The sequence below is a fragment of the Allosphingosinicella sp. genome (assembly GCF_036387215.1).
Taxonomy (GTDB): Bacteria; Pseudomonadota; Alphaproteobacteria; order Sphingomonadales; family Sphingomonadaceae; genus Allosphingosinicella.
Genome location: NZ_DASVUE010000354.1, coordinates 1 through 7,605 on the forward strand (window position 1 = coordinate 1; position 7,605 = coordinate 7,605).

A 7,605-nucleotide genomic window follows, 5' to 3' on the forward strand; every position below is an offset into this window, starting at 1 on the left:
CCTGATCGGCGGCGATCCCGGCATCGGCAAGTCCACCTTGCTCCTGCAGGCGGCGGCCAACATCGCCTCCCGCGGTCTTCCGGTCGCCTATATCTCGGGAGAGGAAGCGGCCGATCAGGTGCGGCTCCGCGCCCGCCGCCTGGGCCTCGGCAATGCGCCGGTGCAGCTCGCCGCCGCGACGTCGGTGCGCGACATCCTGACGACGCTGGGGGAGGGGGCTCCGGCCGCCTTGCTCGTCATCGATTCCATCCAGACCATGCATTCCGATCTCATCGAGGGCGCGCCGGGCACGGTCAGCCAGGTCCGCGCCTCGGCGCAGGAGCTGATCCGTTTCGCCAAGGAGACGGGCACCGCGCTCGTCCTTGTCGGCCACGTCACCAAGGACGGCTCGATCGCCGGGCCGCGCGTGCTCGAGCATATGGTCGATACGGTGCTGAGCTTCGAAGGCGAGCGCAGCCACCAATATCGCATCCTCCGCGCCGCCAAGAACCGCTTCGGCGGCACCGACGAGATCGGCGTGTTCGCAATGGCCGAGAAGGGGCTGGAGGAGGTCTCGAACCCTTCGGCCCTGTTCCTTACGCACCGCGGCGAGAGCGTCTCGGGCGCCACCGTCTTCCCGGCACTCGAAGGGACGCGGCCCGTGCTGGTCGAGATCCAGGCGCTCACCGTCCGCCTCGCCAGCGGAGCCACCCCGCGCCGCGCCGTCGTCGGCTGGGACAGCGGCCGCCTGGCGATGATCCTCGCGGTGCTGGAGGCACGCTGCGGCCTCAGCTTCTCGACTGCCGAAGTCTATCTCAACATCGCCGGCGGCTACCGCGTCAGCGATCCCGCCGCCGACATGGCCGTGGCCGCGGCCCTCGTCTCGGCGCTTTCCGAGCGGCCCGTGCCGGCCGAGACGGTGGCGTTCGGCGAAGTCGCGCTTTCCGGCGAGCTCCGCCCCGTCGCCCATGGCGGCCTCCGCCTCAAGGAAGCGGCGAAGCTCGGCTTCGAACACGCGCTGGTGCCGTCCTCGGTCGCCCGCGAGAAAGGCGACATCCGCCTCACCGGCTTCCGCACCCTCCGCGACCTCGTTGACCATCTGCTTGGGCGGTAAACCCCAGATAACCGCTCATCCTGAGTAGGGACTGAGCCTGGCGAAGGCCCGTATCGAAGGACCCTCCTTCGAGATGCCGCTTCGACTACGCTCAGTCCCTCCTCAGGATGAGCGGAAAGAAAATCTTCCAACGAGATTGAAGTGCCTTTAGCACCCCCCTCATGGGACTGACTGCTCTCGACATATTGGTGCTGCTGCTGGTCGGCGGCGGGCTCGTCATGGGCTTCCTTCGCGGCTTCGTGTTCGAAGTGCTGTCGCTGGTCGCCTGGATCGCGGCGATCGTCGCTCTGAAGCTTCTGCACGATCCGGCGACCGGCGCGCTGACGGGGGTGGTCGGCACCCGCGCAGGCGCCGCCGTGCTCGCCTTCGCGCTCGTGTTCGGCGTCGTCTTCATCCTGGGCAAGCTCGTCGCGCGGCGGATCGGCGGAAGCACCAAGAAGTCCGTCGTCGGCCCGGTGGACCGCGTGCTCGGAGGGGGGTTCGGCGCGCTTAAGGGCCTCATCGGCGCCACCCTCATCTATCTCGCCGCGAACCTCGTCTACGACACGATCTACGGCCGCACCGCCGAGCGCCCCGAATGGATGGCGCAGTCCCGCACCTATCCTCTGCTCCACGCCAGCGGCCGGGCGATCGTCGATTTCGTCGAAGCGCGTCGCGGCCGCCCCGTCGATCCGGAGGCCGAGGGCAATCGCATCAACGCGCGCATCGCCAACGAGCAATGAGCGAGATCCGGCTCTACGACACGATGGCGCGGGAGAAGCGCGTCTTCACGCCGGCCGATCCTGGCCGAGTCACCATGTATGTCTGCGGCCCGACGGTCTACAACCGCGCCCATATCGGCAATGCGCGGCCGGCCGTGGTGTTCGACGTGCTCGCGCGGCTGCTCCGCCACACCTATGGCGAGAACAGCCTCGTCTACGCCCGCAACGTCACCGACGTCGACGACAGGATCATCGAGGCGGCTCGCGCGGAGGGCGTCGATCCGTCGGTCGTCACCCGTCGCTACGAGCAGCATTACCTGAACGACATGGGCGCGCTCGGAGTCGCTCCGCCGACGATCGCGCCCAGGGCGACCGAGAACGTCGCGGAGATGGTGGCGATGATCGCCCGGCTGGTCGAGACCGGACACGCATATGAGGCGGACGGCCACGTCCTCTTCCACGTGCCGTCCGATCCCGATTACGGCGCCCTCGGCCGCCGCGACCGGGAGGCGATGATCGCCGGCGCCCGGGTGGAAATCGCTTCCTATAAGAAGGACCCGGCCGACTTCGTTCTCTGGAAGCCGTCGAGCGCCGACGTGATCGGCTGGGACAGCCCCTGGGGCCGCGGCCGTCCGGGCTGGCACATCGAATGCTCGGCGATGATCGAGCGCCACCTCGGCCCCACCATCGACATCCACGGCGGCGGGCTCGACCTCATCTTTCCCCACCACGAAAACGAGCTCGCCCAGAGCCGCTGCGCGCACGGCGGCACGCCGCTCGCCCGCTACTGGGTCCACAACGGCTTCCTCTCCATGGCCGGTTCCGAGAAGATGTCGAAGTCCTTGGGCAACGTCGTCACGGTGGAGCAGCTGCTGGAGCAGGGCCACAGGGGCGAGGTGCTGCGCATGGCCCTGCTCTCCGCCCACTATCGCCAGCCGCTCGAATGGTCGCCGCAGCTCGTCGCCCAGTCCAAGGCGACGCTCGACCGCCTTTACCGCACCGCCGGAGATGCCGAGCCTTCGAAAGTCGACGAGGCGGTGCTGGAAGCACTTGCCGACGACCTCAATACGCCGCTCGCTCTGTCGCGGCTGTCGGCGATCGAGGACCCGTCGGTGCTCCGCGCCAGCGCCGCCCTGCTCGGCCTCCTCGGCCAAAGCTCCGCCGCCTGGTTCCAGGGCGAGGGCGACGCGCGCATCGATGCGCTGATCGAAGCGCGCGCGGCGGCGAAGAAGGAACGCAACTTCGGGGAGGCGGATCGGATCCGCGCGGAACTGACAGCTCAGGGTATCCTACTAGAGGACGGGCCCGCCGGCACGACCTGGCGCCGCGCCTGATTCCCCTCCTTGTCATTGCGAGGAGCGTAGCGACGCGGCAATCCAGATCGGCCTCCATGCTGCTCTGGATTGCTTCGCTTCGCTCGCAATGACGGCTAACGCCTGACGACGGCGCCGTTGCTGCCATCGATCAGGAACGCCATCAGCCTTTCCTCCGAACCGAGCTGCACATGCTCGCGTGCCGAGGCGATCGATCCCTGCGGCTGGGTGCAGGTGGACATGAGCGGGAGGAGGAGCAGGGAGGCTCCCGTGAAACGGATCGTGGAGCGGCGCATGGCGCGTTAACGACGATCGTGCGGAATGGATGCGCGGGAACGGCTTGAACAATAGGAAAGTACCAGATAGGCACTGAATATGAGCTCCTCCTCGCCTTCTGCGTTCCGTTTGCTGCTGCGCGCAGGCGTTCACGGGGCGAGACGCCCCCCGCGATTCCATGTGACTTTTGCGCCATTCGTGCCGTTCATTGCACCCGCCGGACCGCCGCGTGAGTGTGAACTCAGTGTCAACTTCCGCCGGCGCTGTGGCGCTGCCCGGCGCGCCGCCCTATATCGCCCTGCGATGACGGCGGCGCTCTACAACCGGGACATATTGCGCCTCGCCGCTTCGATCCCGCACCAGCGGCGGCTCGAGCGGCCCCAGGCGAGCGTCGAGAAGCGCGCGCCGGTCTGCGGCAGCCGCATCGCCGTCGATGTCGTTGTGGACGGGGAGGGGAGGCTCGCCGCCTTGGGCCAGGAGGTGAAGGCCTGCGCGCTCGGCCAGGCCTCGGCGGCCTTGATGGGCGCAAGCGCGATCGGCCGGAGCCGCGCCGATCTCGCCCGCGCCCGCGATCATCTCGCCGCCTTCCTCGACGGCCGACGCGACGATCCGGGCGATTGGCCCGGGCTTGAGCTGTTCCGCAACGCGCGGCCGTACAAGGCGCGCCACGCCTCGATCATGCTCGCCTTCGAAGCCGTGGCAGAGGCCGCGGCCGAGGCAAGCCTCCACCCTGGTGAGGCGCAGGCCTGATGGAGTCGCAAGCCGCCGAGACCGCCGCCCTGGTCCTCACCGACGTCGTCATCCTGCTCGGCGCGGCCATGCTGTTCGTCACCCTGTTCCGGCGCCTCGGCCTCGGCGCCGTGCTCGGCTATCTCGTCGCGGGCGCTCTCGTCGGCCCGCAGGGGCTCGGCCTCGTCAACGCGTCCGAGCAGATGCTTCACGTGGCGGAGCTCGGCATCGTGCTGCTGCTGTTCCTCGTGGGGCTGGAGCTGCACCCGAACCGGCTTTGGCGCCTCAAGCACGACATATTCGGCCTCGGCCTGCTTCAGGTGGTGGTGTGCGGTTTGGCGCTGACGGTCCTCGTCCACTTCGGCGCGGACATCACCTGGGCCGCTGCGATCGCGATCGGCCTGCCGCTGGCCTTGTCCTCGACCGCTCAGGTGCTTCCGAGCCTCAGGTCCTCCGGCGAGATCAACACCCAGTCGGGCGAGCGCGCCTTCTCGATCCTCCTGTTCCAGGACCTCTCGATCGTGCCGCTGATCACGATCATCGCCGCTCTGTCGAGAGCGCCGCCCGATCCGATCGCGCCGCCTGGGTGGCTGCTCGGCATCTACACCGTCGCCGCCATCGTCGGCCTTGTCATCGCCGGCAAGTTCCTGATCAACCCGCTCTTCCGCCTCGTCGGACGGGTCAGCGAGCGCGAGCTGTTCGTGGTGGCGGGGCTGTTCACAGTGCTTGCAAGCGCGGCCGTGATGGAATCGCTCCACCTCTCGACCGCGCTCGGCGCGTTCGTCGCGGGCGTGATGCTTGCCGACTCGCCCTACCGGCACGAGCTGGAGCTCGACATCGAGCCGTTCCGCTCGATCCTCCTCGGCCTCTTCTTCGTCGCGATCGGGATGATGCTCGATCTCGGCGCGATCGCGCAGCGGCCGCTGTTCGTCATCGGAATGGCCGCCGCTCTGATCGTGATCAAGGCCAGCCTCATCTTCGGCGTCGCCAAGCTCTTCAGGATGGAGACCCGCAAGGCTTGGCGGATGGGCCTGCTTCTGAGCCAGGGCGGCGAATTCGGCTTCGTGTTGTTCGCCGCCGCCCAGAGCGCGATGCTGATCACTCCGGCCGCCTCCAGCCTGTTCGGAGCGATCGTCACCATCTCGATGGCTTCGACGCCGTTCCTGATGATGTTCAACAGGTGGACCGAGCGGCGCGCCTCGCTCCGGGACGGAGACGGCATGGACGGGCCGGAGCTTTCGGCCGAATCGCGTGCGATCATCGTCGGCTACGGCCGGTTCGGGCAGACGGTCGCCCAGATGCTGATGGCGAAGGGGATCAGCCTCACCCTCATCGATTCGAAGCCGAGCCAGATCGAGCTCAGCGAGAGCTTCGGGATGAAGGTCTATTATGGCGACGGCACCCGTATCGACCTGCTTCGCGCGGCGGGCGGCGAGGACGCCAAGGCGATCCTGTTCTGCATCGACGGCGACACGCTCGACAAGAAGAAGATGGAGCCGATCCTTGAGGCGTTCCCGCAGGCGGCCGTCTACGTGCGCGTGTTCGACCGGCGGCAGCTGATCGCGATCGATGGGGTCGATGTCGCCGGCACTTATCGCGAGGTGTTCGAATCGGCGGTGCTGATGGGCCGCGATGCGCTCCACTGCTTCTGCGTCACCGAAGAGGAGGTGGTGCGGGTCGAGCACGAATTCCGCGCCCGCGACGCCGAGCGGCTGGCGGGGCAGACCAAGGGCGGCGATCTACACGCCCGCAAGCACCTCATGTTCATGCCCGACCGCTCGCTTCCCGATGAGGAGGAGCAGGCGCCCGCGGACTAGGGTAGGTCCGCGAGGAAGGCGGCAACCTCTTCGGCCTTCACGGTCCGGTCGAGGAAAGCCTCGCCGATCCCGCGGACGACAATGAGGGCAAGCTGCCCATGCTCGTTCTTCTTGTCGTTGAGCATGTGCGGCACAAGCACGGTCCCGTCGGCGATCCCCGCCTCGGAAAGCCGCACCGGAAGACCCGCCGCCTCGAGATGCGCCTCGACCCGCTCCGCCTCCTCAATCCGGCACAGGCCCTGCGCGGCGGAAAAGCGAAAGGCCAGCGCCATCCCGAGAGCCACCGCCTCCCCATGAAGCAGACCTTCGCCGATGCCCGTCACGGCTTCGATCGCATGCCCGAACGTGTGGCCGAGATTGAGCAAGGCCCGCCGCCCGCTCGTCTCCCTTTCATCCTCGCCCACGATCTCTGCCTTGGCGCGGACGCTGGTCTCGATCGCATGAAGCTGAGCGTCGGGATCGCCCCGCAGAAGCGCGCCAGCATTGGCCTCGCACCATTCGAAGAAGCCTGCATCGCCGAGCAGCCCGTATTTCACCACCTCGGCATAGCCCGCCCGAAGCTCCCGCTCGGGCAGCGTGGCGAGAGTCGCTGGATCGATCAGCACTGCCGACGGCTGGTAAAAGGCGCCGACCATGTTCTTGCCCGCCGCCGCATTTATGGCGGTCTTGCCGCCGACGGACGAATCCACCTGCGCGAGCAGAGTGGTTGGGATCTGGATGTAGCCGCAGCCCCGCTTCACGATCGCCGCCGCAAAGCCCGCCACGTCGCCGATGGCGCCGCCGCCGAGCGCGACGATATGGTCGCTCCGCTCGACGCCGAGTTCGAGGAGGTTCTGTACAAGCTCCGTCAGCACCGCCCAGCTCTTCGCCTCCTCGCCCTCCGGGAGGATGATCGGCACGAGCTCGATGCCGGAGCGGGCGAGGGCAAGGCCGTGCAGGGTCCAGACGGTGGCATCGCTGACGACCACCAGCCGGTTGCCGCGCGCGAGCGGCTCGAGCAGCTCCCGCGCATCCGCGAGCAGGCCGTGTGCGATATGGACGGAGTAGCTCCGCTCGCCGAGCAGCACGTCGAACCGCCTCATGCGCGCTGCTCCCATTCCGCGACCGCCTCCACGATCTGCTGCACGAGCTTCTCGTGCGGCGCCGGGTTCCCGCGGATGTGGAGGTGCGCCTCGGCATATATGGGGTTCCGCACCCTCGCGAGTTCCCGGAGCAGCGGAAGCGCCTCCTTGTCCTTCAGCAGCGGCCGATGGTCCCGCCGCGAGACCCTCTCGGCCAGCACTTCCGGATCGGCATCGAGCCATACGGCAATGCAGCGGTCGAGGATCAGCTGTCGCGTCGCCTCGTTCATGAAAGCGCCGCCCCCGGTCGCGATCACCTTCGGCGGCCCGTCGATCAGCCGCGCGATCACCCGGCGTTCCCCGTCGCGGAAGCTCGGCTCGCCGAAGCGGTCGAATATCTCGGCAATCTTATGGTCCGCCGCCCGCTCGATCTCGTCGTCGGAATCGGCAAATTCGAGTCCGAGCCGCTTCGCAAGCCGCCGCCCCACCGTGGATTTGCCGGCCCCCATCAGCCCGACGAGCACGATCGAACGGTCCGGCTTCCTAAGCGTCGTGGCCATGCTGCTGGGGCTATACATAGTGCCGCATCGTGGGGCAAAAGGCCGCGCATGGGCA

General features: G+C 67.9%; 8 protein-coding genes. 5 read left to right on the forward strand and 3 right to left on the reverse strand.

The genetic code is table 11. The features are described from left to right. The 3 genes from radA to cysS form a co-directional block, all read left to right on the forward strand. Nucleotides 1-1,093: DNA repair protein RadA (gene radA, locus VF662_RS14030; protein ID WP_464142364.1), on the forward strand; the 1,093-nt coding region annotated here is incomplete at its 5' end. A 167-nt stretch (nt 1,094-1,260) separates the two neighbouring features. Beyond that, the gene (locus VF662_RS14035) at nt 1,261-1,815 is read left to right on the forward strand and encodes a CvpA family protein (protein WP_464142376.1); all 555 of its coding nucleotides are present in this window, start codon (nt 1,261-1,263) and stop codon (nt 1,813-1,815) included. Further along, the gene (gene cysS / locus VF662_RS14040) at nt 1,812-3,128 is read left to right on the forward strand and encodes a cysteine--tRNA ligase (RefSeq protein ID WP_464142366.1); all 1,317 of its coding nucleotides are present in this window, start codon (nt 1,812-1,814) and stop codon (nt 3,126-3,128) included. The genes VF662_RS14035 and cysS overlap by 4 nt, the downstream gene beginning before the upstream one ends. Before the next feature lie 95 nt (nt 3,129-3,223). On the opposite strand, the gene VF662_RS14045 is transcribed toward cysS, so the two are convergent. Then, entirely contained in the window at nt 3,224-3,403 is a 180-nt protein-coding gene (locus VF662_RS14045; protein WP_464142368.1) for a hypothetical protein, read from the reverse strand. A gap of 283 nt (nt 3,404-3,686) precedes the next feature. Here VF662_RS14045 and VF662_RS14050 point away from each other — a divergent pair, with 283 nt between their 5' ends. After that, the gene (locus VF662_RS14050) at nt 3,687-4,133 is read left to right on the forward strand and encodes an iron-sulfur cluster assembly scaffold protein (RefSeq protein ID WP_464142370.1); all 447 of its coding nucleotides are present in this window, start codon (nt 3,687-3,689) and stop codon (nt 4,131-4,133) included. After that, a complete protein-coding gene (locus VF662_RS14055) occupies nt 4,133-5,929 on the forward strand; it encodes a monovalent cation:proton antiporter-2 (CPA2) family protein (protein ID WP_464142372.1) in 1,797 nt (598 codons plus the stop codon). Before VF662_RS14050 ends, VF662_RS14055 begins: the two co-directional genes overlap by 1 nt. Here VF662_RS14055 and aroB read toward each other — a convergent pair. Both aroB and VF662_RS14065 read right to left on the reverse strand, forming a co-directional pair. Continuing rightward, nucleotides 5,926-7,011, reverse strand: a complete 1,086-nt coding sequence (gene aroB, locus VF662_RS14060) for a 3-dehydroquinate synthase (RefSeq protein WP_464142374.1) — start codon at nt 7,009-7,011, stop codon at nt 5,926-5,928. The two genes, VF662_RS14055 and aroB, sit on opposite strands and share 4 nt — an antisense overlap. Beyond that, a complete protein-coding gene (locus VF662_RS14065) occupies nt 7,008-7,568 on the reverse strand; it encodes a shikimate kinase (RefSeq protein WP_464142378.1) in 561 nt (186 codons plus the stop codon). Before VF662_RS14065 ends, aroB begins: the two co-directional genes overlap by 4 nt. Nucleotides 7,569-7,605 lie beyond the last annotated feature (37 nt).